The organism is Aromatoleum sp. (assembly GCF_032027225.1).
GTDB lineage: Bacteria > Pseudomonadota > Gammaproteobacteria > Burkholderiales > Rhodocyclaceae > Aromatoleum.
Map to the genome: position 1 here is coordinate 1 of NZ_JAVSMM010000020.1, position 23,752 is coordinate 23,752.

General features: G+C 65.9%; 17 protein-coding genes. 4 read left to right on the forward strand and 13 right to left on the reverse strand.

Annotation, left to right across the window (positions count from 1 at the left end; all coding sequences use genetic code 11):
- Positions 1 to 118: 118 nt before the first annotated feature.
- Positions 119 to 331, forward strand: coding sequence for a cupin domain-containing protein (locus ROZ37_RS18220; protein ID WP_312661614.1), 213 nt, complete (start codon positions 119 to 121; stop codon positions 329 to 331).
- A gap of 312 nt (positions 332 to 643) precedes the next feature.
- Here ROZ37_RS18220 and glmS read toward each other — a convergent pair whose 3' ends face one another.
- Positions 644 to 2,470: a glutamine--fructose-6-phosphate transaminase (isomerizing) gene (gene glmS, locus ROZ37_RS18225; protein ID WP_312661476.1), complete on the reverse strand. Its 1,827-nt coding sequence runs from the start codon at positions 2,468 to 2,470 to the stop codon at positions 644 to 646.
- A gap of 15 nt (positions 2,471 to 2,485) precedes the next feature.
- The gene (glmU, locus tag ROZ37_RS18230; protein ID WP_312661478.1) at positions 2,486 to 3,841 is read right to left on the reverse strand and encodes a bifunctional UDP-N-acetylglucosamine diphosphorylase/glucosamine-1-phosphate N-acetyltransferase GlmU; all 1,356 of its coding nucleotides are present in this window, start codon (positions 3,839 to 3,841) and stop codon (positions 2,486 to 2,488) included.
- A gap of 193 nt (positions 3,842 to 4,034) precedes the next feature.
- Between glmU and ROZ37_RS18235 the strand changes: the two genes are divergently transcribed.
- Both ROZ37_RS18235 and ROZ37_RS18240 read left to right on the forward strand, forming a co-directional pair.
- On the forward strand, positions 4,035 to 5,447 hold the full coding sequence (locus tag ROZ37_RS18235) for a bifunctional enoyl-CoA hydratase/phosphate acetyltransferase (RefSeq protein WP_312661480.1): 1,413 nt from the start codon (positions 4,035 to 4,037) through the stop codon (positions 5,445 to 5,447).
- Complete coding sequence (locus tag ROZ37_RS18240; RefSeq protein WP_312661482.1) at positions 5,444 to 6,628, forward strand: acetate/propionate family kinase; 1,185 nt, start codon at positions 5,444 to 5,446, stop codon at positions 6,626 to 6,628. Before ROZ37_RS18235 ends, ROZ37_RS18240 begins: the two co-directional genes overlap by 4 nt.
- Positions 6,629 to 6,711: 83 nt before the next feature.
- Here the strand turns inward: ROZ37_RS18240 and ROZ37_RS18245 are convergent, their stop codons facing one another.
- From ROZ37_RS18245 to ROZ37_RS18290, 10 genes are all read right to left on the reverse strand, one after another.
- Positions 6,712 to 8,175, reverse strand: a complete 1,464-nt coding sequence (locus ROZ37_RS18245; protein WP_312661484.1) for a glutamate synthase subunit beta — start codon at positions 8,173 to 8,175, stop codon at positions 6,712 to 6,714.
- 2 nt (positions 8,176 to 8,177) lie between these two features.
- Positions 8,178 to 12,851: a glutamate synthase large subunit gene (gltB, locus tag ROZ37_RS18250; RefSeq protein ID WP_312661486.1), complete on the reverse strand. Its 4,674-nt coding sequence runs from the start codon at positions 12,849 to 12,851 to the stop codon at positions 8,178 to 8,180.
- Positions 12,852 to 13,100: 249 nt separating this feature from the next.
- Complete coding sequence (locus tag ROZ37_RS18255) at positions 13,101 to 14,225, reverse strand: deoxyguanosinetriphosphate triphosphohydrolase (protein ID WP_312661488.1); 1,125 nt, start codon at positions 14,223 to 14,225, stop codon at positions 13,101 to 13,103.
- A complete protein-coding gene (gene aroB / locus ROZ37_RS18260; RefSeq protein ID WP_312661489.1) occupies positions 14,222 to 15,304 on the reverse strand; it encodes a 3-dehydroquinate synthase in 1,083 nt (360 codons plus the stop codon). The genes ROZ37_RS18255 and aroB overlap by 4 nt, the downstream gene beginning before the upstream one ends.
- Positions 15,276 to 15,821, reverse strand: a complete 546-nt coding sequence (locus ROZ37_RS18265) for a shikimate kinase (RefSeq protein WP_312661491.1) — start codon at positions 15,819 to 15,821, stop codon at positions 15,276 to 15,278. Before ROZ37_RS18265 ends, aroB begins: the two co-directional genes overlap by 29 nt.
- A gap of 54 nt (positions 15,822 to 15,875) precedes the next feature.
- The gene (gene pilQ / locus ROZ37_RS18270) at positions 15,876 to 18,014 is read right to left on the reverse strand and encodes a type IV pilus secretin PilQ (RefSeq protein WP_312661492.1); all 2,139 of its coding nucleotides are present in this window, start codon (positions 18,012 to 18,014) and stop codon (positions 15,876 to 15,878) included.
- Entirely contained in the window at positions 18,011 to 18,523 is a 513-nt protein-coding gene (locus ROZ37_RS18275; protein WP_312661494.1) for a pilus assembly protein PilP, read from the reverse strand. The genes pilQ and ROZ37_RS18275 overlap by 4 nt, the downstream gene beginning before the upstream one ends.
- Before the next feature lie 8 nt (positions 18,524 to 18,531).
- A complete protein-coding gene (locus tag ROZ37_RS18280; protein ID WP_312661496.1) occupies positions 18,532 to 19,203 on the reverse strand; it encodes a type 4a pilus biogenesis protein PilO in 672 nt (223 codons plus the stop codon).
- Complete coding sequence (locus ROZ37_RS18285) at positions 19,200 to 19,772, reverse strand: PilN domain-containing protein (RefSeq protein ID WP_312661499.1); 573 nt, start codon at positions 19,770 to 19,772, stop codon at positions 19,200 to 19,202. The genes ROZ37_RS18280 and ROZ37_RS18285 overlap by 4 nt, the downstream gene beginning before the upstream one ends.
- Entirely contained in the window at positions 19,769 to 20,845 is a 1,077-nt protein-coding gene (locus tag ROZ37_RS18290; protein WP_312661502.1) for a pilus assembly protein PilM, read from the reverse strand. Before ROZ37_RS18290 ends, ROZ37_RS18285 begins: the two co-directional genes overlap by 4 nt.
- 176 nt (positions 20,846 to 21,021) lie before the next feature.
- Here ROZ37_RS18290 and ROZ37_RS18295 point away from each other — a divergent pair, with 176 nt between their 5' ends.
- Complete coding sequence (locus ROZ37_RS18295) at positions 21,022 to 23,394, forward strand: penicillin-binding protein 1A (protein ID WP_312661504.1); 2,373 nt, start codon at positions 21,022 to 21,024, stop codon at positions 23,392 to 23,394.
- 16 nt (positions 23,395 to 23,410) lie between these two features.
- Here ROZ37_RS18295 and cyaY read toward each other — a convergent pair whose 3' ends face one another.
- Complete coding sequence (gene cyaY, locus ROZ37_RS18300) at positions 23,411 to 23,734, reverse strand: iron donor protein CyaY (protein WP_312661506.1); 324 nt, start codon at positions 23,732 to 23,734, stop codon at positions 23,411 to 23,413.
- Positions 23,735 to 23,752: the final 18 nt, after the last annotated feature.

Sequence of the window (23,752 nt, forward strand, 5' to 3'; positions counted from 1 at the left end):
TATTGACGTAACTGAACAGAGCGTTCTGTTTGTGGTCGGTGCCACGCATCGAGATTATTGATTTGTTGATTCGAATGGAATTATATCAGCCCTGAAATACCCGCCAATACTAGGATTTATCGTAAATCAACACCCTGTTAGTGAACATACGGCGCCGTTCGATGCACTCATTATCGGCATTGAAGGCCACGCGGAGATTCCCGTTGGCGGCGTCGCTCATTCGGTAGGCGAAGGCGACGCACTGCTCATACCCGCTGGCGTGCCTCACGCCGTTCATCCGATCGACAGGTTCAAGATGTTGTTAATCATGATTCGCGGCGAATCAGAATAGGGCTGGTGAATTGCCCCGACGCTACGAAAAGCGACCGCTTGTCACGGCAACCGGTCCTTGAAGCATTGATGGAAAGGATGACAGCGACAGGTCGGATGCGGAAGTATCGGAAATCGGATAGCCGCCGCTCGATCTCCCGATCGCAATCCTAGGGAAACAACTGCTCCTGAGCCCTGAAACGGAAAACGCCCGGTAACCTCGGGCGTTTTTTCATTTCCTCGCTCCGGGCGCTACCGATAACGCGAGAGACAGCAGTTATTTCTGCTGAAAACTTTCATATCCAACCAACCAAGCAACGACTCTGCGCGCCGCCTACTCCACCGTCACCGATTTCGCCAAATTCCTCGGCTTGTCCACATCCGTTCCCTTCACCAGCGCCGCGTGATACGACAGCAACTGCAGCGACACCACGTGCAGCACCGGCGACAGCATGCCGTAGTGCTCGGGCATCGGGAGGATATGGACGCCTTCGGACTCGGCGATTTCGCTGCCGGCGTCGGCGAAGACGTAGAGTTCGCCGCCGCGGGCGCGGACTTCCTGCAGGTTGGACTTCAGCTTTTCGAGCAGTTCGTCGGCGGGGGCGATCGCGATGACGGGCATGTCCTTGTCGACGAGCGCGAGCGGGCCGTGCTTGAGCTCGCCGGCGGCGTAGGCTTCGGCGTGGATGTAGGAGATTTCCTTGAGCTTCAGCGCGCCTTCCATCGCGATCGGCCAATGGCGGCCGCGGCCGAGGAAGAGGGCGTGGTGCTTGCCGGCGAAGCGTTGCGCCCAGCGTTCGATTTCGGGTTCGAGTTCGAGGACTTTCTGTACTGCGACCGGGAGGTGGCGCAGCGCGCCGAGGTGGCGGGCTTCGTCGGCTTCGGACAAGCGGCCGGCGAGGCGCGCGAGCGCGAGGGTCAGCAACGCGAGCGCAGCGAGTTGCGTCGTGAAGGCTTTCGTCGAGGCGACGCCGATTTCGGGGCCGGCGCGCGTGATGAAGCGCAAGCAGGCTTCGCGGACGATCGCCGATTCCGGCACGTTGCAGATCGCGAGCGTGCGCGTCATGCCGAGGCTCTTCGCGTGCTTCAGCGCGGCGAGCGTGTCGGCGGTTTCGCCGGACTGCGAGATCACGACGACGAGCGTGTCGGGATCGGGCACGGATTCGCGGTAGCGGTATTCGCTGGCGATCTCGACGCTGCACGGCACTTTCGCGACCGATTCGAGCCAGTAGCGGGCGACGAGGCCGGCGTGATAGCTCGTGCCGCAGGCGAGCACGAGCACGCGCCGCACGCCGCCGAGCACGTCGGCCGCCTGGCTCCCGAAAAGTTGCGGACTCACGGTGCCGCCGCCGCCGATGATTTCGAGCGTGTTCGCGAGCGCCTGCGGCTGCTCGAAGATCTCCTTCTGCATGTAGTGGCGGTACTGGCCGAGCTCGACCGCGTCGGCGGACAGGCTCGACAGGTGCACTTCGCGCTCGACCGCGGCGCCGTCGGGCCGCACGATGCGGTAGCCGCCGACGCGCAATTCGGCGAGGTCACCGTCTTCGAGATACACGACCTTGCGCGTGACCTGCAGCAGCGCCGCGGTGTCGGACGCCGCGTACATGCCGTTGTCGGCGATGCCGAGCAGGAGCGGCGAGCCGCGCCGCGCCACGACCGCGCGCTCGGGCTCGGCTTCGGCGATCACGCCGATCGCGTAGGCGCCGACGAGCTCGTTCGTCGCCAGACGCACCGCCTCGAAGAGGTCGGGCTGCGTGCGCAGCTTGTAGTGGATCAGATGCGCGATCGCCTCGGTGTCGGTCTCGGATTCGAAGCGGTAGCCTTCGGCCTGCAGCTTGTCCTTGATCGCCTCGAAATTCTCGATGATGCCGTTATGGACGACCGCGAGCCCGCCGGAGATGTGCGGATGCGCGTTGCGCTCGGACGGGACGCCGTGTGTCGCCCAGCGCGTGTGCGCGATGCCCATGTTGGCGCGAAGCTCCTTCGCGTCGGCGAGCGCCGCGAGTTCGGCGACGCGGCCGGTCGAGCGCAGACGCTTCAGCCCGTCGGCGAGCACGGCGAGGCCGGCCGAATCGTAGCCGCGGTACTCGAGCTTGCGCAGCCCTTCGAGGAGGACGGGCACGACGTTGTCGGTCGCAATCGCTGTGACGATGCCGCACATGGTTCTTCTCCTGGCTTATTTTTTGACCGGCCGCTTCCAGCCGGGAATGCTGATCTGTCTGGCGCGCGACACCGTGAGCTCGCCGGCGGGCGCGTCCTTCGTCAGCGTCGTGCCGGCGCCGAGCGTCGCCCCGCGGCCGATGCGCACCGGCGCGACGAGCTGCGAGTCGGAGCCGATGAAGACGTCGTCCTCGATCGTCGTGCGGTATTTGTTCGCGCCGTCGTAGTTGCAGGTGATCGTGCCCGCGCCGACATTGACGCGCGCGCCGATGTCGGCGTCGCCGATGTACGCGAGATGGTTCGCCTTCGAGCCGTCGGCGATCGCGCTGTTCTTGACCTCGACGAAGTTGCCCAGATGCACGCCGTCGCCGAGCGTCGTCCCGGGGCGCGTGCGCGCGTACGGCCCGATCACGCAGTCGCGGCCGGTCGTCGTGTCCTCGACATGCGAGAACGGCGCGAGCCGCGTGCCCGCACCGAGGCGCGCATTGCGCACGACGCAGTTCGCGCCGATGCGCACGTCGTCGGCGATCTCGACACGGCCTTCGAAGACGCAATTCACGTCGATCTCGACGTCGCGCCCGCAGACGATCTCGCCGCGCACGTCGATCCGCGCCGGGTCGAGCAGCGTGACACCTTCGTCCATCAGCCGCGCGGCGATGTTGCGCTGGTGGATGCGTTCGAGTTCGGCGAGCTGCGGCTTGCTGTTGACGCCGAGCGTCTCCCACACCGCGTCGGGCGCGACGGTGACGATGTCGATGCCCTCGCCGACCGCCATGCCGATGATGTCGGTCAGGTAGTACTCGCGCTGCGCGTTGTCGTTGCCGAGCCGGCCGAGCCAGTCACGCAGCCGCGCGATCGGCGCGACGAGGATGCCGGTATTGACTTCGCGCACGCGGCGCTCGTCGGCGCTCGCGTCCTTCTCCTCGACGATGCGCACGACCTTGCCGGCGGCATCGCGCAGGATGCGGCCGTAGCCGGTCGGGTCGGGAAGTTCGACGGTCAGCAGCGCGAGCCGCCCGCTCCCTGCCGCGTCGCGCAGACGGCGCAGCGTCGGCGCGCCGATCAGCGGCACGTCGCCGTACAACACCAGCGCCATGCCGTCCTCGCCGAGATGGGGCAGCGCCTGCTGCACCGCGTGACCGGTGCCGAGCTGCGGCTCCTGCAGCGCCCACGCGACCTCCGCATGCTGCAAGCGCGCACGGACTGCGTCTCCGCCGTGGCCATAGACGACGCAGGTCCGGTCGGCGTCCAACGTTTGCGCTGCAGCAATCACGTGTTCGAGCATCGGCCGACCGGCGATCGGCTGCAGGACCTTGGGCAGCACCGAGCGCATCCGCTTGCCTTGACCGGCCGCGAGGATCACAACTTGCATGGGCGTTCCGTCTGGGGAAAAACGGCGCCGATTCTATCATGCAGCCCGGTATCGCCCCGGGTTCGACATGGTAACGCTACACTGCTCAGCGAATCATGTCGCACTGCAACAATAAAGTTGACCCAAATCGTGCAACGGCAATGAGGCGATGGCTAGAATTCGCGCGTCGCTTCAAAACACAGGGCAGGACACAATGACGCAAGCCGTATCCCAATTCATTCAGAACCGCGTCTTCGACGAAATCCAGGTGGGCGACCGTGCCGAACTCGTGCGCACGCTGCGTCCCGACGACATCCACCTTTTCGCGGTGATGTCCGGCGACGTCAACCCGACGCACGTCGACGCCGAGTTTGCCCGCTCGAGCCAGTTCCGTGAAGTCGTCGGCCACAGCATGTGGGGCAGCACGCTGATTTCGACCGTGCTCGGCACCGAATTTCCCGGGCCCGGCACGGTGTACGTGTCGCAGAGCCTGAACTTCTGGCGCCCGATCACGATCGGCGACACGCTGACGATCGGCGTCACCTGCCGCGAGAAATACGAACACAACCACCACATCGTGTTCGACTGCGTGGCCGTGAATCAGGATGGATTGAAGATCATCGACGGCAGGGCCGAAGTCCAGGCGCCGACCGAGAAGATCAAGCGCGCGCGCATCAACCTGCCGGAAGTGACGATCTCCGACCGCGAGCTGCGCTACGGCCACCTGCTGTCGATCACCTCCGGCAAGTCGCCGATCCCGATGGCGGTCGCGCACCCGTGCGACCCGGAGTCGCTGCGCGGACCGGTGCAGGCCGCGCGGGCGGGCCTCATCGACCCGGTCCTGGTCGGCCCGGAAGCCAGGATCCGCGCCCTCGCCGAACAGGAAGGGCTCGACATCAAGGGCTTCCGCATCGTCGACGTGCCCCATAGCCACGCAGCGGCCGAAACCGCCGTAGCGCTTGCGCGCGACGGCGTGGTCGAGGCGCTGATGAAGGGCTCGCTGCACACCGACGAGCTGATGAGCGCGGTGATCTCGAAGACGGGAGGGCTGCGCACGGCGCGCCGCGTGAGCCACGTCTTCATGGCCGACGTGCCGACCTACCCGCACCCGCTGATGATCACCGACGCGGCGATCAACATCGAGCCGACGCTCGAGGACAAGGTCGACATCATCCAGAATGCGATCGACCTCGCGCACGTGCTGGGTCTGGCCGAGCCGAAGGTCGCGATCCTGTCGGCGGTCGAGACCGTGACGTCGAAAATCCGCTCGACGATCGACGCCGCGGCGCTGTGCAAGATGGCCGACCGCGGGCAGATCACCGGCGGGCTGCTCGACGGGCCGCTCGCCTTCGACAACGCGATCTCGCTCGTCGCCGCGAAGACCAAGGGCATCCGCTCGCTCGTCGCCGGCAACGCCGACATCCTTGTCGTGCCCGACCTCGAGTCCGGCAACATGGTCGCGAAGCAGCTCGAATACCTCGCGAACGCGCTGATGGCCGGCGTCGTGCTCGGCGCGCGCGTGCCGATCGTGCTGACGAGCCGCGCGGATACGGCCGAAACCCGCACCGCGTCATGCGCGATCGCGCAGCTGATGGCGCACAAGAAGCGAGAGGCGCTGCTGGCATGAAAGCGGTTCTCGTCATCAACGCGGGGTCGAGCAGCCTGAAGTTCGCACTGTTCCCGACCGAGCCGGAGCTCGCGTCGAGCCCGGCACTGTCGGGGCAGATCGAAGGCATCGGCGCGACGCCCGAACTGTCCGCGAAGGATGCGCGCGGACAGCGCTTCCACGAGCCGGTCGATGCCAGCGGAAGCCTCGACGAACAACACCGCAGCGCGCTGAGCCATCTCTTCGGCTGGCTCGCCGCGCACAACCCGACGCTCGACATCGTCGCGGCCGGCCACCGCATCGTGCATGGCGGCGAGTTGCACAGCGCGCCGTTGCAGCTCAACGAATCCGTGCTGCGCGACCTCGACCGCTTCGTGCCGCTCGCGCCGCTGCATCAGCCGCACAACCTGCGCGCGGTCCGCGCGGTCGCTGCGCTGTTGCCGGAGATCCCGCAGGTCGGCTGCTTCGACACCGCGTTCCATCGCACGCAGCCGGCGCTCGCGCAGGCGTTCGCGCTGCCGCGCTCGATCACCGCCGAAGGCGTCAAGCGCTACGGCTTCCACGGACTGTCGTACGACTACGTCGCGCGCCAGTTGCCGGAGGTCGTCGGCGAACGCGCGCGCGGCGGCGTCCTGATCGCGCACCTCGGCAACGGCGCGTCGATGTGCGCGCTTCGGGAGGGCCGCAGCGTCGCGTCGACGATGGGCTTCACCGCGGTCGACGGCCTGATGATGGGCACCCGCACCGGCAGCCTCGACCCCGGCGTGCTGCTGTACCTGATGGAGCAGAAAGGCATGGACGCGAAGGCGCTGACGCGGCTGCTGTACAAGGAGTCGGGGCTGCTCGGGGTGTCGGGCATCAGCCAGGACATGCGCACGCTGCTCGCGTCCGACGCGCCGGCGGCGAAGGAAGCGGTCGATCTCTTCTGCTACCGCATCGCGCGCGAAATCGGCTCGCTCGCTGCAGCAGCGGGCGGGCTCGACGCGCTCGTCTTCACCGGCGGCATCGGCGAACACGCGGCGCCGGTGCGCGAACAGGTCGCGAAGCTGTCGGCGTGGCTCGGCGTGAAGATCGACGCGGAAGCGAACGCGTGCGACGCGTTACGCATCGACGCGCCGGACAGCCGCGTCGCGGTCGCGATCGTGCCGACGAACGAGGAAGGCATGATCGCGCGCTACACGGCCGAGGTGCTCGCGCTGTAACCCGAGGACGCGAGCAAAGCAAAAGGCGGCCGAGGCCGCCTTTTTTTATTCACCGGCTCGCCCCGTGAGGGCGACTCGCGGGATCAGCGCGGCAGGAGGGTCTCGCCCATCAGGAACTGGTCGACCTCACGGGCGCATTGACGCCCCTCGCGAATCGCCCACACGACCAGCGATTGGCCGCGCCGCACGTCACCGGCGGCGAAGACCTTCGGCGAAGTCGTCGCATAACAGCCGGCACCGTCGGTCGTCGCCATCGCGTTGCCGCGGCCGTCCCTCTCGACGCCGAACGCTTCGAGCAGGCTCCCCACCGGGTTCGTGAAGCCCATCGCGAAGAACACGAGGTCGGCCTTGACGTCGAACTCGGAGCCCGGCACTTCGGACATCTTGCCGTCCTGCCATTCGAGCCGGACCGCCTTGAGGCCCTCGACCTTGCCGTCGGCGCCATAGAAGGACTTCGTGGCGACCGCGAAATCGCGCTCGCAGCCTTCCTCGTGCGACGACGACGTGCGGAACTTGATCGGCCAGTACGGCCACGTCAGCGGCTTGTTCTCCTGCTCGGGCGGCATCGGCATCAGCTCGAACTGGGTCACGCTCGCCGCGCCGTGGCGGTTCGACGTGCCGACGCAGTCGGAACCGGTGTCGCCGCCGCCGATGACGACGACGTGCTTGCCTTCGGCCGAGATCGGATTCGGCGCGTCGCCGGCGACGGCCTTGTTCTGCGGGATCAGGAATTCGAGCGCGAAATGCACGCCGGCGAGCTCGCGCCCCGGCACCGCTAGGTCGCGCGGGACTTCGGAACCGGCGGCGAGGATCACCGCGTCGAACTCCTTCTTCAGCGTCTCGGCGTCGATCACTTCCTTGGCGTCGTTCGTGATGCCTGCGGGGACGTCCGCCGAGCCGACGACGACGCCGGTGCGGAAGGTCACGCCTTCGGCCTGCATCTGCTCGACGCGGCGGTCGATCAGCCCCTTCTCCATCTTGAAGTCGGGGATGCCGTAGCGCAGCAGGCCGCCGATGCGGTCGTTCTTCTCGAACACGGTGACGTCATGGCCGGCGCGCGCGAGCTGCTGCGCGGCGGCGAGACCGGCGGGGCCGGAGCCGACGACGGCGACCGTCTTGCCGGTCTTCGCCTGCGGCGGCCGCGGCGCGACCCATCCCTCTTCCCAGGCCTTGTCGATGATCGCGTGCTCGATCGACTTGATGCCGACCGGGTCCGCATTGATGTTCAGCGTGCACGCGGCCTCGCACGGCGCCGGGCAGATGCGACCGGTGAACTCCGGGAAGTTGTTCGTCTGATGCAGAACCTCGATCGCCTGGCGCCACTGGTTGCGATAAACGAGATCATTCCAGTCGGGGATGATGTTGTTCACCGGGCAACCGCTGTTGCAGAACGGAATGCCGCAGTCCATGCAGCGCGCGCCCTGCACCGCCGCCTGCTCGTCGGTCAGGCGCATGACGAATTCCTTGTACTTTGTCACGCGCTCGGCAACGGGCTCGTAGGCCTCGGAAAGACGCTGATATTCCAGAAATCCCGTGGGCTTGCCCATTTTTACGCGGCCTCCAGTTGCTTCTGCTTCAGCGCGGCCATCTCGGCCAGCGCCCGACGATATTCATGTGGCATCACCTTGACGAACTTGCAGCGCCACGCCGACCAGTTTCCGAGGATCTCGCGCGCGTGCTCGCTGCCGGTGTAGCGCGCGTGGCGCTCGATCAGCCCCTTCAGGATCAGCTCGTCGCCCATTTCGAGATGGTTGATGTCGACGCGGCCGTGCGATTCGAGGTCGTCGCCCGACTCCGAACCCTTGCGCGCCTCGATCTCTTCCGGCACCGGTTCGAGCGCGACCTGTGCCATGTTGCAGCGCTTGCCGAACGTGCCGTCCTCGTCGAGCACGTACGCGACGCCTCCGGACATGCCCGCTGCGAAGTTGCGGCCGGTCGGGCCGAGCACGACGACGGTGCCGCCGGTCATGTATTCGCAGCCGTGGTCGCCGACCCCCTCGACGACCGCGGTCGCGCCCGAGTTGCGCACCGCGAAGCGCTCGCCCGCGACGCCGCAGAAGTACGCCTCGCCTTCGATCGCGCCGTACAGAACGGTGTTGCCGATGATGATGTTCTCGGTGGAGAGGCCGCGGAACGACGCCTGCGGCCGCACCACGACGCGACCGCCGGACAGACCCTTGCCGACGTAGTCGTTGCCTTCGCCGACGAGTTCGAGCGTGACGCCGCGTGCGAGGAAGGCCGCGAAGCTCTGGCCTGCCGTGCCGCTCAGCGTGACGTGCAGCGTGTCGTCCGGCAGGCCGGCGTGACCGTACTTCGCGGCGACGCGGCCCGACAGCATCGCGCCGACCGTGCGGTTGATGTTCCTCACCGGCAGGTCGATGCGCACCGCTTCGCCGCGCTCGAGCGCCGGCTTCGCGAGTTCGACGAGCTGGTTGTCGAGCGCCTTCTCGAGGCCGTGATCCTGCGTCTCGATCTGACGCAGCGAGACGGTGTCCGGCACCGTCGGCCGGTAGAAGATGCGGCTGTAATCGAGGCCGCAGGCCTTCCAGTGCTCGAGGCCCTTCTTCATGTCGAGCAGATCCGCGCGGCCGATCAGGTCGTCGAACTTGCGAATGCCGAGCTGTGCCATCAGTTCGCGCACTTCCTCGGCGACGAAGAAGAAGTAATTGACCACGTGCTCGGGCTGGCCGGTGAAGCGCTTCCTGAGCTCCGGATCCTGCGTCGCGACGCCGACCGGGCAGGTGTTCAGGTGGCACTTCCGCATCATGATGCAGCCTTCGACGACGAGCGGCGCGGTCGCGAAGCCGAACTCGTCGGCGCCGAGCAGCGCACCGATGATGACGTCGCGGCCGGTCTTCATCTGGCCGTCGACCTGCACGCGGATGCGGCTGCGCAGGCGGTTGAGCACGAGCGTCTGCTGCGTCTCGGCGAGGCCCAGTTCCCACGGGCTGCCCGCGTGCTTGATCGAGCTCCACGGGGAGGCGCCCGTGCCGCCGTCGTGGCCGGCAATCACGACATGGTCGGCCTTCGCCTTCGCGACGCCGGCGGCGACGGTGCCGACGCCGATCTCGGACACGAGCTTCACGGAGATCGACGCCGAGGGGTTCGCGTTCTTGAGGTCGTGGATCAGCTGCGCGAGATCTTCGATCGAGTAGATGTCATGGTGCGGCGGCGGCGAGATCAGGCCGACGCCCGGCACCGAATGGCGCAGGAAGCCGATGTACTCGCTGACCTTGTGGCCCGGCAGTTGGCCGCCTTCGCCGGGCTTCGCCCCTTGCGCCATCTTGATCTGGATCTGGTCGGCGTTGACGAGGTACTCGGCGGTGACGCCGAAGCGGCCCGACGCGACCTGCTTGATGGCCGAGCGCAGGCTGTCGCCAGCCTTCAGTTCGAGGTCGCGCGCGATGCGGCCTTCGCCGATGATCTGCGACATCCGCAGCGCCTGCGTGACCGGCTTGAAGCGCATCGGATCCTCGCCGCCCTCGCCGGTGTTCGACTTGCCGCCGATGCGGTTCATCGCCACCGCGAGCGTCGCGTGCGCCTCGGTCGAGATCGAACCGAGCGACATCGCGCCGGTCGCGAAGCGCTTGACGATCTCCTTCGCCGGCTCGACTTCGTCGAGCGGGACCGGAGCGCCCGCCGGCTTGATCTCGAACAGGCCGCGCAGCGTCATGTGACGCTTGCTCTGGTCGTTGATCAGCTTCGCGTATTCCTTGTACGTGTCGGCCTTGCCGGAGCGGGTCGCGTGCTGGAGTTTCGCGATCGCGTCGGGCGTCCACATGTGCTCGTCGCCGCGCACGCGGAACGCGTAGTCGCCGCCCGTTTCGAGCATTTCGGCGAGCACCGGGTCGTTGCCGAACGCCTTCCGGTGCAGGCGCAGCGCCTCTTCCATGACTTCGAACACGCCGATGCCTTCGACCTGGCTCGTCGTGCCGGTAAAGTACTTGTCGCACAGCGCCTGCTTCAGGCCGACCGCCTCGAAGATCTGCGCGCCGGTGTACGACATGTAGGTCGAGATGCCCATCTTCGACATGACCTTCATCAGGCCCTTGCCGATCGCCTTGACGAAGTGCTTGATCGCCTTGTCGCCGGCCTCCGCGTCGCCCGCGATCTGCAGCAGCGTCTCCATCGCGAGGTAGGGATGGACCGCCTCTGCGCCGTATCCGGCGAGCACCGCGAAATGATGGACTTCGCGGGCGGAGCCCGTCTCGACGACGAGGCCGGCGCGCGTGCGCAGCCCCTTCGACACCAGGTGCTGGTGAATCGCGGAGGTCGCGAGCAGCGCCGGGATCGCAACGTGGGCGACATCGACCTTGCGGTCGGAAACGATCAGGATGTTGAAGCCCTTGAGGACCGCGTCCTCGGCTTCGGCGCACAGCGTCGCGAGCCGCGCCTCGACGCCGTCCTTGCCCCACGCGAGCGGGTAGCAGAGGTCGAGTTCGGTCGAGCGGAAGCGGCTGTCTGCGTACGCGGCAATGTTGCGAATCTTCGCCATGTCCGCGAAGTCGAGCACCGGCTGCGTGACCTCGAGACGGTACGGCGGGTTGATCTCGTTGATCTGCAGCAGGTTCGGCTTCGGCCCGATGAAGGACACGAGCGACATCACGAGCTGCTCGCGGATCGGGTCGATCGGCGGGTTCGTGACCTGCGCGAAGAGCTGGCGGAAGTAGTTGTAGAGCGGCTTTTCCTTCGCCGACAGCACCGCGAGCGGCGAGTCGTTGCCCATCGAGCCGGTCGCCTCCTCGCCGGACTTGCCCATCGGCTCGAGGATGAACTTGATGTCCTCCTGCGTGTAGCCGAAGGCCTGCTGACGATCGAGCACCGAGGCGGCACACTCGGGCGCGCCCGCGTCGGCCGGCGGCGCGAGTTCGTCGAACTTGATGTTGATGCGACGGATCCACTCGCGGTACGGCTTCGCAGTCGCGAGCGACTCCTTCAGCTCGCGGTCGTCGATGATGCGCCCTTGTTCGAGGTCGATCATGAACATCTTGCCCGGCTGCAGGCGCCACTTCTTGACTATCTTGCTGTCGGGAATCGGCAGCACGCCCGACTCGGACGCCATCACGACGAAGTCGTCGTCGGTGACGAGGTAGCGCGCCGGGCGCAGGCCGTTGCGGTCGAGGGTCGCGCCGATCTGGCGGCCGTCGGTGAAGGCAACCGCGGCCGGGCCGTCCCACGGCTCCATCATCGCCGCGTGGTATTCGTAGAACGCGCGCCGCCGCTCGTCCATCAGCGTGTGCGATTCCCAGGCTTCGGGGATCATCATCATCATCGCGTGGGCGAGCGAGTAGCCGCTCATCACGAGCAGTTCGAGCGCGTTGTCGAACGACGCCGAATCCGACTGACCGGGATAGATCAGCGGCCAGATCTTTTCGAGGTCGGCGCCGAGCAGCGGCGACGAGACGCCCTTCTCGCGCGCGCGCATCCAGTTGTAATTGCCGCGCAGCGTGTTGATCTCGCCGTTGTGCGCGATGAAGCGGAACGGGTGCGCGAGGTCCCACTTCGGGAAGGTGTTCGTCGAGAAACGCTGGTGCACGAGCGCGAGCGCGGACACGGTCCGCTCGTCGGCGAGGTCGCAGTAGTATTCGCCGACCTGGGTCGCGAGCAGCAGGCCCTTGTAATTCACGGTGCGCGCCGACATCGACACCATGTAGAACTCTTTGCCGTGCTTGAGATTCAGGTCGTTGATCGCGTTCGCCGCGCGCCGGCGGATGACGAAGAGCTTGCGCTCGAGCGCATCGGTGACCATGATCTCCGGCCCGCGGCCGATGAACACCTGACGCATGACCGGCTCCTTGGCCTTCACCGTCGGCGACATCGGCATCTCGCGATTGACCGGCACGTCGCGCCAGCCGAGCACGACCTGGCCTTCGGCCCGCACCGCGCGCCCGATCTCTTCTTCGCACGCGAGCCGCGAGGCCTGCTCCTTCGGCAGGAACACCATGCCGACACCGTATTCGCCGGACGGCGGCAGCGTGACACCCTGCTTCGCCATTTCTTCGCGGTACAGCGTGTCGGGGATCTGGATCAGGATGCCCGCACCGTCGCCCTGCAGAACGTCCGCGCCGACTGCCCCTCGGTGATCGAGATTCTTGAGGATCTCGAGCCCCTGACTAATGATTTCGTGGCTCTTGGCGCCCTTGATGTGAGCAATGAAACCCACGCCACAGGCATCATGTTCATTGGCCGGGTCGTACAGACCCTGCTTTTGGGGGAGATCCATCACGTTCTTCCTCGACACAGCACGTTTACCGGAAAAACCCGGCGCAAATCGGAGCGATCCGCGCCGCATGCAAAAAACGCACCAAAGTAGTGCGGACATCAAAAAAGCCGGGGTGCACTCGCACACCGGCTCTTCTCAGCCAGTGTGCACGCACACGGCCGCTACGTACCCTTCAGGCGGGCTAAAGAATATACATTCGTGAAACTCTCGTTTCAAGAATTTTTTGCATTGCGGTAAGACTATGATGATTCAATGAATTTCGCCCACTGCGAAGAGCCGGCGGTGCTCCTTCATCGCGTATCGATCCGTCATCCCGGCGATGTAGTCGGCGATCGCGCGGGGCTTGTCTGCCTGCGCGCGCACCTGATATTGCGGCGGCAGGAGGCGAGCGTCGCCCATGAACGCGTCGAAGAGATCCTTGATGATCCGGCGCGCCTTGTCGGTCATGCGCAGGACCTGATAGTGCTGGTAGAGCTCGTCGCGCAGGAAGAGCTTCAGCTCCTTCAGCCGCGGCTGCAGTTCTTCCGAGTACGCGACCAGCGGCGGCGCCCGATGCACGTCGGCGAGGCAGCCGACACCGGCGGCCGCGATGTTCGCCTGCGTCCTCGCGATGAGGTCGAGCGCCATCGTGTTGATCATACGGCGGATCGTTTCGTGGATCAGGCGACGGCCGCCGAGGCCGGGCCAGACGGTCTCGACCTCGCGGCGGCAGTCTGCGAAGATCGCGACCGACTCGAGCTGTTCGAGTGAAATCAGCCCCGAGCGCAGCCCGTCGTCGACATCATGGTTGTTGTACGCGATCTCGTCGGCGAGGTTCGTCAACTGCGCTTCGAGCGAGGGCTGCAGGCCGTCGAGGAAGCGCCGGCCGAGCTCGCCGAGCTGTTCGGCGCGGGTTCGCGAGCAATGTTTCAGGATGCCTTCGCGCGTCTCGTACGTGAGATTCAGGCCATCGAACGCGGCGTAATGCTCTTCAAGCACGTCGACGGTCCGCAAGGACTGCAGGTTGTGCTCGAAGCCGCCGTGCGCCTTCATGCACGCATTGAGCGCGTCCTGCCCGGCGTGGCCGAACGGCGTGTGACCGAGGTCGTGCGCGAGCGCGATCGCCTCGGCGAGATCCTCGTTCAGCCCGAGCGTGCGCGCTACGCTGCGGCTGATCTGGGCGACCTCGATGCTGTGTGTCAGGCGGGTACGGAAGAGATCGCCTTCGTGATTGACGAACACCTGCGTCTTGTATTCGAGGCGGCGAAACGCGGTGCAATGGACGATGCGATCGCGATCCCGCTGGAATTCGCTGCGGATGCCCGCCGACGGCTCGGGATGCTCGCGCCCGCGCGAATTCGACTCGGTGACGGCGAAGGCGGCAAGCGGGCTCATCGGCAGCGGGCTTCGATCGCGGCGGCGATGAGATCCGGCGCCGCTTCGCCGTGGATCACGGCCTTGCCTATCGCGCGCAGCAGGATCAATCGCAGGCGCCCGGCCTCGACCTTCTTGTCGCTCGCCATCAGGTCCAGGTAGCGTTCGACGGGCAAGCGGGGCCCGAAAACGGGAAGCCCCGCGCGCAGGTGCAGCGCCTCGATGCGGGCGACGTCCGCGGCATCGATCCAGCCGAGACCACGCGAGAGTTCGGCGGCCATCATCGTCCCGGCGGCGACCGCCTCGCCGTGCAGCCAGTTGCCGTAGCCCATGCCAGTTTCGATCGCATGGCCGAAGGTGTGACCGAGGTTCAGCAGCGCGCGCTCGCCCTGCTCGGTCTCGTCCGCGGCCACGACCTCGGCCTTGTTCGCGCACGAACGCTCGACCGCAAACGCCAGCGCCTCGGGGTCGCGCTCGAGCAGGCGCTCGATGTTCGCTTCCAGCCACTCGAACAGATCGAAATCGCGGATCAGCCCGTACTTGATCACTTCGGCGAGCCCGGCGCGAAGTTCCCGATCCGGCAGGGTATCGAGCGTGCCAATGTCGGCCAGCACCAGGCGCGGCTGGTAGAACGCTCCGATCATGTTCTTGCCGAGCGGGTGATTGATCGCGGTCTTGCCGCCGACCGACGAATCGACCTGCGACAGCAGCGTCGTCGGCACCTGGATGAAGGGCATCCCGCGCTGGTACGTCGCCGCAGCGAAACCCGACATGTCGCCGACGACACCGCCCCCGAGCGCGATCAGCGTCGTCGAGCGCTCGCAGCGCTCGACGAGCAGCGCGTCGAAGACGAGATTGAGTGTCTGCCAGTCCTTGTGCGACTCGCCGTCGGGAAGCTCGACGGCATGCACGGCGATGTCGGCCCGCTGCAGCGTCGCGCGCAGCCGGTCGAGGTACAGCGGCCCGACGACGTCGTTCGTCACGATGGCGACGCGCGGCGTCTTCAGAAACGGGCGGATCAGCGCCGGGTCGTCGAGCAGCCCGCGCCCGATCCGGATCGGGTAGGACCTATCACCCAGGGCGACATTCAGTGTTCGCATCTTTCTTCCTGAAGTCCTCGATCGCTTTCTCGATCTGCCGCACCATCCCGCCCGCGTTGCCGCGCCCGCCGTCGATGATGATGTCGGCGACCTCGCGGTAAAGCGGGTCGCGCTCGCGGTACAGGCTTTCGATCCGCTCGCGCGGATTAGGCACCTGGAGCAACGGGCGGTTGCGGTCGTGCCGCGTGCGCTCCCAGAGGACCGTGGTCGGTACGTTCAGATAGACGACGATCCCGCGTGACGTCAGAAGCGCGCGGTTCGCCGGCGCCAGCACGACGCCTCCGCCGGTGGCGAGCACGAGACCCGACTCGCGGGTCAGTTCGTCGAGAAGCTGGCTTTCCCGCCGGCGAAATCCGACCTCGCCCTCGATTTCGAAAATCGTCGGCACCTTTACGCCGGTGCGCGCTTCCATTTCGTGATCGCAGTCGACGAAGCGCATCTGGTGCCGCTTCGCATACTCCCGCCCCACCGTGGTCTTTCCGGCACCCATCATGCCAACGAGAACGACTAACACCAACGCAACATCCGAAGTTTGAGTTTCCAGACGTGCCGGCGAGCGGCCGGTGACGCCTTAACGGAGCGTTAGTGTATCCGTGACGATCCTCGGGGTGATGAAAATCAGCAGTTCGGAGCGATTGGCGATCTTCTGCGTATTGCGGAACAACGCGCCGACGTACGGAATGTCGCCGAGCACGGGCACCTTCGAGACGTTGCTCGTTTCCTCTTCCTCGTAGATGCCGCCGATGATGACGGTCCCGCCGTTTTCCACGAGCACTTCGCTCTTGATGTTCTTGGTGTCGATCGCCGGAACCGGGATGCCGGCGAGGTTCCGCGGCTGATCCTTGTTGACCAGCACCTGCAACTGGATCCGGCCGTCGGGAGTGATCTGCGGCTTGACCTTCAGCGACAGGACTGCCTTCTTGAACGACACGCTCGTCGCGCCGGAACTCGATGCCTCCTGATACGGGATCTCGGTACCCTGCTCGATCGACGCTTCGACCTGGTTCGCCGTGAGCACGCGCGGACTCGACACGACCCGCCCGCGCGCGTCGGATTCGAGCGCGGACAGTTCGAGGTTGAGGAAGCGCGTCGCCGCGTTGTTGAACAGGATCAGCGAGAACGTCGAGGGGGTGCCGGCTGCCGGTTGTGCAGGAAGATTGACGTTGGTGAAGTCATTGAGCGTCGGCACCGGGTCGACGATCTGCCCCGAATGGAAGGTCGTGTCGTTCAGGCTCGCACCCGGAAGGACCTTCTTGCCGCCGATCTTCCACGCCTCGTTGCCATGGAAGCCGAGCCTCACGCCGAGATCGCGCGCGAAATCCTTGTTCGCCTCGACGATCCGCGCCTCGATCATCACTTGGCGCGGCGGCACGTCGATTTCCTTGATCAGGCGGCGCAGTTCATTCAGGCGCGACGGAACGTCGGTGACGAAGATCTTGTTGCTGCGATCGTCGGACACGACGCTGCCGCGCTTCGACAGCACCGTCTGGTCCTTGCTCTTCAGGAAGTCGAAGATCTCCTTCGCCCTGTGGTAATTGATCTGGAAACCCTCGGTCTGCAGCGGCTCCAGATCCGCAATCTGCGCCTGCGCTTCCAGCTGCAGCTTTTCACGCGTCGCCAACTCCTCGCTGGGTGCGATCCAGATCACGTTGCCGGTCTTGCGCATGTCCAGGCCCTTCGCCTGGAGAATGATGTCGAGCGCCTGATCCCACGGCACATCCTTGAGGCGCAGCGTGAGACTCCCCTGGACCGAGTCGCTGGTGATGATGTTGAAGTTCGTGAAATCGGCGATCACCTGCAGCACCGAACGGACGTCGACGTTCTGGAAGTTCAGCGACAGCTTTTCACCGCCGTACTGGCCGCGGGCGCCCTGCACGAGCTTGTTCGGATCTTCGACGACGCGCCGCACTTCGAGCACGAACTGGTTGTCGCTCTGATACGCGTTGTGCTCCCACTGACCCGTCGGCGCGACCGTCAGCCGCGCGTTCTTGCCTTGGGGCTGTGCCGTGATCGACGTCACCGGCGTCGCGAAATCGGTGACGTCCGAGCGGCGGCGCAAGTGCTCAGGGATCGAGGTATCGAGGAACTCGACGACGAGGTTGCCGCCCTGCCGCCGGATGTCGATGCCGGTGTTGGGATTGGACAACTGCACCACCACGCGCGCCTCGCCGTCCTTGCCGCGACGGAAAGTCACGTCACGGATGCTCTTTCCTTCGCCCGCGGCGTCCTGCGCCTTCGGCGCGGCGAAGTTCGCCATCGCCTCCGACACCGACGTCGAAGCGACCGCGTCGCGATCGACGGGCGACAGCGCGATGATGACTTCCCGTCCGTCGACCCGCGCATCGAACGGCGTGACGCGGGACAGATTGAGCACGAGCCGTGTACGGTCGCCGACCTGCACGATGTTCGCGCTGCGCAGATCCCCTTGGCCGATGTCCTGCTGCGCGCGGCCGAGACCGTTGGTGGTACCGTGAAAATCGAAGGCGAGCCGCGGCGGATTGGCAACGCTGAAGCTCGGCGGCGGGCTCGCCAGCGGTTCCTTCAGCGTCAGCTTCACGTAGACGCTGCCGCCCTGCTGCGAAACGTCCATCGCGGTGATGCTGTTGGTCACGGCTCCCGCAGGCGCGGTCGACTGCGCGAGCGCTGCCGGGATCGACAGCACCAGCGCGACCAGCGTGCAGAACAGCGACATGAAACGCTTGTACATCATCGTGTTGCCTCCTGGCGCTCCTGCAACAGCAACTTGCTGGTGCGTTCCACCCAGTCGCCATTCAAGTCTTCGACGAGTTCTTTCACCGTGACTTCGGTTTCAGTGATGTTGGTGACCAGTCCGAAATTCTGGCCGACGTAATTTCCCACCCTGACCTGGTAGAGGCTCTTGTCCGCCTTGACCAGGGCATGTTCCTTGGCGCTCTGCTTCATCACCCCGACCAGCGCGAGCGACTCGAGCGGAAAGGCTTCGAGCGGTTCGCGCGCACGGCCGAGATCCGGCCCGTTGCCGGCGCGGGCTTTCGTCTCCGGCTCGATGCGCGCGGAGGCGAAAGGCGCGGCGTCGCCGGCGGTGTATTCGACGACCGGGAAAGGCTGCACGTCGGGAAGCGGCTTGACCGATCCCTTCATGCCTTTCTCCTGTTCCGCCATCCAGCCCTGGATGTCCTCCTGATCGGTCGAACACGCGGCGAGCGCGACCGCGGATGCGAGAATCAGAAGGCGCTTCATAGGACTCCTCACTTGGCCCCCTTCTTCTTCTGCTCCGCCTTGGACTGCTGGCGCTGCCGGGCGAGTTCTTCCTCATCGAGGTAGCGGTACGTCGTCGCCTTCGCGTCGAGCTTGAGCACTCCGTCCTTCTGCCCTTCGAGCGCGATGTTGTTGAGCGTCACGATGCGGGGCATCGCCGCGACGTCCTCGGCGAAGGCGCCGAGGTCGGCATACGCGCCGACGATTCGCACGTCGATCGGCATTTCCGCGTAGAAGTCCTTGACGACATCCGCACCCGGCTTGAACAGCTCGAACTGCAGACCGCGCCCGAGACCGGCCTGGTTGATGTCCGAGAGCAGCGAGTCCATTTCGGCACGGTTCGGCAGCTGCTTCAGCAGCGCGCCGAACTGCCGGTCCGTCTCCTCGAGCTGGAGCTTGTAGGCATCGAGATTGACCGCGAGCTTCTTCTTCGACAGCCAGTCCTGGCGCAGCTGGACTTCCTCCGCCTCCCGCTGTTCGAGCAGCGCGGACTGGTCCTGCCAGTCAAACCACCACGCCGCCGCCACCGTCGCGATGAGCAGCGCGATGAAAACGGCGATCCGCGGCGCCAGCGGCCACGCGCCGGGATCGTTCGGGTCGAGATCCTTGAAGTCCTGCGACAGGCGCTCGAAATCGATCTTGCGGAGCTCGTCGAGCGTCACGGTTTCGCCCCCTGCCCTTCCTGAGTCGCCGGATTCGCAATCCCGACGTTCAGCGCGAATTCGCTCACGCGGCGGTTGTTCAGGTTCGCGGTCTTCACTTCGATCAGGTTCGGCTGCTCGAAGAACGGCGATTCATCGAGGTTGCGCATCAGGTGGGAGACGCGCGAGTTCGACTGGGCATATCCCGCGAGCGCGATCTTCGCGCCCGTCTGCTTGATCGATTTCAGGAACACGCCCTCGGGCAGGCGCGTGCCGAGTTCGTTCAGCAGACGAACCGACTGGGCGCGCGCCGTCTGCAGCGACTCGATGACCTGCTTGCGCGCGACAAGCGCGTCGATCTGCTCGCGCAGGCGCTTGATCTCCGCAATCTCGCCGTCCAGCTTGCGAATCTCGGTCGTGAAGAGTTCGTTGCGCCGCTCCTGGCGCTCGACATAGCCCGCCATCACGGTATGCACGAGCACGCCGATGGCGAGACCCGCGAGAACCATGAGACCGGAAATGACGTAAAACTGCTGCCGCCGCTCCCGGCGCTTCAATTCCCGGTGGGGCAGCAGGTTGATTCGAATCATGGGTCGAATCTCCGAAGCGCCAGACCGCATGCGACCATCAGCGAAGGCGCATCAGCAAGCAGATTCTTCGGCCGGACGCGCGACGAGTTGAGCATTCCGGCAAACGGGTTGGCGATCATGGTCGCGACTTGCGTCCTGCCACCGACGACGTCGGCGAGGCCGGGCATGATTGCGCAACCTCCTGCCAGAACGATGTGGTCGACCTGGTTGTATTGCGTCGACGTGAAGAAAAACTGGAGCGCGCGCGAGACTTCGAGCGCGAGGTTGTCCATGAACGGGCGCATCAGGTCGCGCGCGTACTCCTCGGGCAGCCCGCCGGCGCGCTTCGCCGCCTCGGCCTCCTCGATGCTCATGCCGTACTGGCGGGCGATGTCCTGCGTCAGCTGGTTGCCGCCGAACGCCTGCTCGCGCGCATAGACCTGCTGGCCGTTCCGCAGCACCGAGACGTTCATCACATTCGCACCGATGTCGATGACCGCGACGATCTTGTTCTCGCTCCCGCCCGGCAACTGCTGACCGACGAGCTCGAACGCGGCTTCCCCGGCGAACGAATCGACGTCCATCACGACCGCTTTCAGACCCGCGGCCTCGACCACGGCGACGCGGTCCTCGACCTTCTCCTTGCGCGAGGCCGCAATCAGCACTTCGACTTCGTCGGGACTGCCGGGCGACGGGCCGACGGTCTGGAAATCGAGATTGACCTCGTCGAGCGCGAACGGGATGTACTGGTTCGCTTCGGACTCGACCTGCAGCTCCATCTCCTGGTCCCGCAAGCCGGCGGGGAGGATCATCTTCTTCGTGATGACCGCCGACGCCGGCAGCGCAACCGCGACCTGGCGAATGCCGGTGCCCATGCGCCGGAGCACCCGGCGGATCGAGTCGCTGACGGCTTCGATGCTGTTGATGTTGCCGTCGACGACGGCATCGCGCGGGAGCGGCTCGATCGCGTAGCGCTCGATCCGATACCCCTCCTTTCCGCCTCCGGACAGCTCGACCATCTTCACGGATGACGACGAAATGTCGAGCCCGGCCAGCTGGCGCGCCTTCGGACGGAACAGAGAGAAGTCGATCACAAAGAAAAGCCCTTGAATCTCTTGGCGTTACGCCAGTCGGGAGACAGGCGTTGCGGATGCTAGCAACAAGCGCGAAGGGTGTAAATAGATGTAACGTTTCCGCCTTTTGTCGCGAAGATGGAGGGGACCCCCGGGCGCCCGTATAATCGGGTCCCCTACCCTGTTCTGGACCTTGAATGCGCTGGGTTTTCTACCCTCTCGCCGCCCTGATCGTCGCGGTCATCCTCGGCGTCGCGACGCTCGGAGCAATGTCGGCGCTTGCGTGGCCGAACCTCCCGTCTCTCGAAGCCCTGACCGACTACCGGCCGAAAATTCCGCTGCGAGTATACACAGCCGATGGGCATCTTCTCGGCGAGTTCGGCGAGGAACGGCGAGCGGTCGTGCGGATCGACGAGGTCCCGGTCGAACTGAAGCAGGCGATCCTCGCCGCAGAAGACGAACGCTTCTACGAGCACCCCGGCATCGACGTGATCGGTATCGGGCGGGCGGCGCTCGCGAACGTCGTGTCGGGCGCGCGCGGCCAGGGCGCGTCGACGATCACGATGCAGGTCGCGCGCAACTTCTTTCTGTCGCGCGAGAAGACGTACAACCGCAAGCTCTACGAGATCCTGCTCGCGCTGAAGATCGAGCGCAGCCTGACGAAGGACCAGATCCTCGAGCTCTACGTCAATCAGATCTACCTCGGCCAGCGCGCCTACGGCTTTTCGACCGCGGCACGCACCTATTTCGGCAAGTCGCTGCAGGAACTGACCCTTCCCGAATCGGCGATGCTCGCCGGCCTGCCGAAGGCGCCGTCGGCGTACAACCCGATCGCGAACCTGCGGCGCGCGACGCTGCGGCAGCAGTACGTGCTGCGCCGGATGCTCGAAGCCGGCTTCATCGACCAGCAGACGCACGACGCCGCGGTGAATCAGGAGGTGGAGCTCGCGCGGGGCGGCGCGGCGAAAAACGAGCTGCGCGGCGACTACGTCGCCGAGATGGCGCGCCAGATCGCGGTCGAGCAGTTCGGCGAGGAGGCCTACGAGGCCGGCATCCGGATCGTCACGACGGTGACGCGCGACGACCAGCTCGCGGCGTACCGGGCGGTGCGCCAGGGCGTTCTCGATTACGACCGCCGCCGCGGCTACCGCGGGCCCGAAGGATTCATCGACGTCGAACGCGTCGCGAACGACGACGAGGAACGGCTCGACGAACTGCTCGCCGACGTTCAGGACCACGACGACCTCCTCGGCGCGCTCGTGCTTAACGCATCGCCGAAGCAGGTCACGGTCTATCGCCACGGCGAAACGATCAAGATCAGCGGCAACGGCCTGAAGTTCGCGGCGCCGATGCTCAACGACAGGGCGCCGCAGACGCGGCGGATCCGGCGCGGCGCGATCGTGCGCATCCGCGACCTCGGGGAAAAGGGGTGGGAAATCCTTCAGCTGCCGGAAGTCGAGGCTTCGCTGGTCTCGCTCGACGCGAATACCGGTGCAGTCCGCGCGCTGATCGGCGGCTTCGATTTCAACCGCAACAAGTTCAACCACGTCACGCAGGCCGTGCGTCAGCCCGGCTCGAGCTTCAAGCCTTTCATCTATTCGGCGGCGCTCGAGCGCGGGTTTTCGCCCGGCAGCATCGAAGAAGACGCGCCGCTGTTCTTCCCGGCGGGCATCACCGGCAGCAAGGACTGGGAGCCCAAGAACTACGACGGCAAGTACGACGGCCTGATGACGCTGCGCGACGGGCTCGTGCGCTCGAAGAACATGGTATCGATCCGCCTGCTGCAGGCGATCACGCCCGAGTACGCGCAGGACTACATCGCGCGCTTCGGCTTCGAGCCGGCGCAGCATCCGCCCTATCTGACGATGGCGCTCGGCGCGGGCTCGGTGACGCCGTGGCAGATGGCCTCCGCGTACGCGGTGTTCGCGAACGGCGGCTACCGGGTCGATCCCTACGTCGTGAAGGAGATCATCGACGGCCGGGGCAACGTCGTCGCGAAGGTCGACCCGCCGATCGCCGGCGAGAGCGCGCCGCGCGTGATCGATCCGCGCAACGCGTGGCTGATGGACTCGATGATGCGGGACGTCGTGCGCCGCGGCACCGCGACGCGCGCGCTGGTCCTCAAGCGCGGCGACCTGGCGGGCAAGACCGGGACGACGAACGACTACGTCGACGCGTGGTTCACCGGCTACAACCCCGACCTCGTCGCGGTGAGCTGGATCGGCTACGACCAGCCACGCAACCTCGGGCGCGGCGAGACCGGCAGCGCGGCGGCGCTGCCGATGTGGGTCAACTACATGCGGGCCGCGCTGAAGGACATGCCCGAAAAGGCGCAGCCCCGTCCTGACGGACTGCTCGAGGTACAGTTCGACGGCGCGCGCGCGGAGTACGCCTATCGCGAGAACGCCGCGTCGCTGGCGCAGCAGATGCCAACGGTCGGCAACGAGTTCGCGCCGGCCGGCGAAGCCCCCGAGGAAGCGATTCCGCTGCCGGTGCAGCCATCGATTCCGACCGTCGTCGCGAATCCGGCGCCCGTCGTCGAGCGCACGCCGGTGCCGGTGAAGCGCTGATCGCCCGGGCGGCGGGTCAGCCCGCCGTCAGGGTCACGCTCGTCCCGGACTGCTCGCCGACGAGTTCCGACAGAAGCGCGTAGAGCTCGGTGCCGTCACGCGTCGCGACCCAGCGGCCGCCTTCGGGCCGGAAATGAAAGCCGCCGGATTTCGCCGCGACCCAGATCTCGCGCGCGGCCGAATGGCGGTTGATGATCATCTTGGTGCCGTTCTCGAACTCGATTTCGAGCACGCCGCCCGGCTTCGGCTCGATGTCGATATCGGCGCCGCAATCTTCGAGTGCCGCCTCGATGCGTTCGAGTTCCGCTTCGGCGAGCGCGTTGAACTCCGACTCTTCCATGCTCCCTCCTTCTGTTAG

Excerpts from the sequence above, each read along its gene's own strand:
- cyaY (WP_312661506.1), bottom strand. The coding sequence starts at position 23,734 with ATGGAAGAGTCGGAGTTCAACGCGCTCGCCGAAGCGGAACTCGAACGC.
- pilQ (WP_312661492.1), bottom strand. The coding sequence starts at position 18,014 with ATGATGTACAAGCGTTTCATGTCGCTGTTCTGCACGCTGGTCGCGCTG.
- ROZ37_RS18295 (WP_312661504.1), top strand. The coding sequence starts at position 21,022 with ATGCGCTGGGTTTTCTACCCTCTCGCCGCCCTGATCGTCGCGGTCATC.
- glmS (WP_312661476.1), bottom strand. The coding sequence starts at position 2,470 with ATGTGCGGCATCGTCACAGCGATTGCGACCGACAACGTCGTGCCCGTC.
- ROZ37_RS18245 (WP_312661484.1), bottom strand. The coding sequence starts at position 8,175 with ATGGGCAAGCCCACGGGATTTCTGGAATATCAGCGTCTTTCCGAGGCC.
- gltB (WP_312661486.1), bottom strand. The coding sequence starts at position 12,851 with ATGGATCTCCCCCAAAAGCAGGGTCTGTACGACCCGGCCAATGAACAT.
- ROZ37_RS18275 (WP_312661494.1), bottom strand. The coding sequence starts at position 18,523 with ATGAAGCGCCTTCTGATTCTCGCATCCGCGGTCGCGCTCGCCGCGTGT.
- ROZ37_RS18255 (WP_312661488.1), bottom strand. The coding sequence starts at position 14,225 with ATGAGCCCGCTTGCCGCCTTCGCCGTCACCGAGTCGAATTCGCGCGGG.
- aroB (WP_312661489.1), bottom strand. The coding sequence starts at position 15,304 with ATGCGAACACTGAATGTCGCCCTGGGTGATAGGTCCTACCCGATCCGG.
- ROZ37_RS18285 (WP_312661499.1), bottom strand. The coding sequence starts at position 19,772 with ATGATTCGAATCAACCTGCTGCCCCACCGGGAATTGAAGCGCCGGGAG.
- ROZ37_RS18235 (WP_312661480.1), top strand. The coding sequence starts at position 4,035 with ATGACGCAAGCCGTATCCCAATTCATTCAGAACCGCGTCTTCGACGAA.
- ROZ37_RS18240 (WP_312661482.1), top strand. The coding sequence starts at position 5,444 with ATGAAAGCGGTTCTCGTCATCAACGCGGGGTCGAGCAGCCTGAAGTTC.
- glmU (WP_312661478.1), bottom strand. The coding sequence starts at position 3,841 with ATGCAAGTTGTGATCCTCGCGGCCGGTCAAGGCAAGCGGATGCGCTCG.